Genomic DNA, 2,618 nt, shown 5'->3' on the forward strand with positions numbered 1-2,618 from the left:
TCTGACTAGATTTTCAAAACGCTCAATATGAATGTTGGAGGTATGTAAAAATGCTATCATGCTACTTTTGTTATAGATTACTCTTCTCTAGTTAATTCAAATTCGTCACCACCTTGCCTAAGAATCATTTTATCTTCTTCGGGAATGAATTCAAGTTTTAGTTGAGCCGCGTCAAATTTAAACTTATCTATTTCGTAAGCTTTCAAAGTGAACGATGGCTGACCGGTAGCTTGTCCAATTAGTGTAGCACCATCTTTAATAATGGTTACGTCTAATGGGAAGTTAGGGCTAGTGTACACTCCCAAGTAAGCATCCAGGTCTTCGCTACTCAGTTTTGGCCCGGGCTTGAAATCAGGAAACTCGTAGTCTTTACCGAAGTAGATACTAAGAGCACCAATCAGAATATCGTTCATGCCCACCATTCCTACGCCATTGGTAGTATAAGCAATTGACACACTATCATTGGGAAAATAAGCAGCATTTGATTTAAAGCCATCAATCCCGCCGCCGTGCCCGAATGCTCGTTTATCGTGAAAAGGTATCTGAAATAGGCCTAAACCAATATTATCAACCAACTTCGTCATATCCTCTAGCGAGCTTTCGGAAACTACTTTACTGAAGAATAAAGCATTGAAGAAGGTAGTTAAATCCGTTGGGGTGGAGACAAGCGCACCAGCTCCCACTGGAATGCTCATATCGGTTTCGGTAGTTAATTGCCAATTATCTTGTAATGTGTAGGAGCGAGCTTCATTTTCTCCGGGATTGATTTTACCGCCGTAGTAGGTATGTTCTAGTTGTAGCGGTTCGGTAATACGTTCCGTCAGAATATCGGCGAAGTCTTTATCGTCTATTTTTTCGGCGATGTAGGAAAGCAAAACGTAGTTGGTGTTAGAATATTCGGCTTTTTCGTCGGGTTCAAATACCGTTCCATTGTCTATTATCTTCTGAATGAGTTCCTTCCGACTTTTGGGCTCTTCCATCCAGTCGGTATAGTCTTCGGCTGAGGTAAAATTAAACAGTCCGCTCCGGTGCCGCAGCATTTGCTCTACGGTAATTTTATCCGCATTCGAAATTTGAGGAAAGTATTTACTCAGCTTAGTATCTAGCGTGAGCTTGTTCTCCTCTACCAACTGCATAATGATGGCGGCAGTAAAAGTTTTGGAGATTGATCCGATTCGGTAAGTAGTAGTATTGTTAGCCGAGATTTGCTCCGTAACATCAGCGTAACCAAAGGCGTTCTGATAAACTAACTCGCCATTTTTTGCAATGGCAATACTACCCATTCCCTGTTCTTCTAGGTCAATCTTGGCAAATAGGCTATCCATCTTAGCCTGGTTAAACTCGCCATCAGACTGATTTTGCGAGCAGGCACTGTAAGCCAGCAAAAAAATACTTAATGCGATATTAATTGCTTTCATAGGTTAGGGTCTTTTTTCAGATGATGGTTGCTGCTTTAGTTAGTGGTTTCTCACTGCCAAATTATTACAAACGGCTGAATTATTCTTTAGTAGAAGGTATATTCTCCTGCTCTTCGCCGATGTATTCAATCTCTGGATTCCACTTTCGTAGTTCTACTAGAAAAGCTGCTTCTTTTATTGGTGAAACAAAGAGGGTACCATCTTCTGTATGCATGAGAAATCCGCTAACACTATTGTTCGAGTTGTACAAGCTAGGCTGAGTTGGGGTTGCTGGTCTCTTATCTACCTTCTTAATTTTCTTGATTTGACTGATAGCAATACGATTATTTTTTATACCGAAGTCGCTTAGGTTCAGTGTCCCGGATTCAATCTTGTAGTAAGTATTTTTCCAAATCAAGAATACGGCTGGAAAGTAAACTGCTGAGCCAATTCCAATAAAGCTCAATGAAGAAATCTGAAAGTTGCTACCGTGCAAAATGGTGAAGCCACTTAGCAAAATTACGAAAGCCGGTAAGGCGATTAAAAGTGCCAATACGAGTTCGGTATTAAACGACTTAAATTTCATATTTCCAATCTTAATAGAAACAGTATGATAGAGTAAGTTACTGCCACATTGCAATGATCCGTAGCATATTATTTTAATCTATTATTCAGCCGTTCTAGATTTTTACTTGTGTGCCATATTGCTAGGACTATAACTTCTTGTTCTTGCTCCTCAATTTTGTAGTAGATAGCATATGGATACTTCTTCATCAATACCCGCCGATACGTTTTACAAACCTCCTGATACAGATACGGAGCATCTTTCAGATAAGCCACTCGGTTGAAGAAGTGGTTCAAGAAGGTAACACCTAACCCTGACTTCTCTTCCTCATACCACCCATAACTTCGTCCAACTCATCTTCCGCCAATTGGGTAACTTTAATCTGGTATGCCATACTTCTTTACTAATCGATCTTTTACATCCTCTAGCTTACTTGTTGGTAATGCACCTTGCTGATAGCCCTGCCAGCGCTTATCTAATTCGATTTCTTCTTCACTAGTCAGGGCCAACGGATCATCACCGTATTGGTAGAGCAAAAAATCAATATAATCTGATACTTGCTTTTTCAAATTATCAGGTAAGCTATCTATTTTCTCTTCAAGTGCTATATCTTTCATCCTTTTATAGGTTTATTCTAATGTACGCATATTTTTACC

The 2,618-nt window shown here is 39.8% G+C and carries 3 protein-coding genes and 1 pseudogene; all 4 read right to left on the bottom strand.

The window, feature by feature from the left end:
* Window positions 1–77: 77 nt before the first annotated feature.
* A complete protein-coding gene (locus tag WBA23_RS03330; protein ID WP_424580829.1) occupies window positions 78–1,418 on the bottom strand; it encodes a serine hydrolase domain-containing protein in 1,341 nt (446 codons plus the stop codon).
* 79 nt (window positions 1,419–1,497) lie between these two features.
* On the bottom strand, window positions 1,498–1,983 hold the full coding sequence (locus tag WBA23_RS03335; RefSeq protein WP_424580830.1) for a PH domain-containing protein: 486 nt from the start codon (window positions 1,981–1,983) through the stop codon (window positions 1,498–1,500).
* Between the two features lie 68 nt (window positions 1,984–2,051).
* Window positions 2,052–2,267: pseudogene (locus WBA23_RS03340) on the bottom strand (type II toxin-antitoxin system RelE/ParE family toxin); the annotation flags it as partial.
* A 72-nt stretch (window positions 2,268–2,339) separates the two neighbouring features.
* Window positions 2,340–2,579, bottom strand: coding sequence for a DUF2281 domain-containing protein (locus WBA23_RS03345; RefSeq protein ID WP_424580831.1), 240 nt, complete (start codon window positions 2,577–2,579; stop codon window positions 2,340–2,342).
* Between the last annotated feature and the right edge of the window lie 39 nt (window positions 2,580–2,618).

The organism is Tunicatimonas sp. (genome assembly GCF_049647865.1).
Lineage (GTDB): Bacteria > Bacteroidota > Bacteroidia > Cytophagales > Cyclobacteriaceae > Tunicatimonas.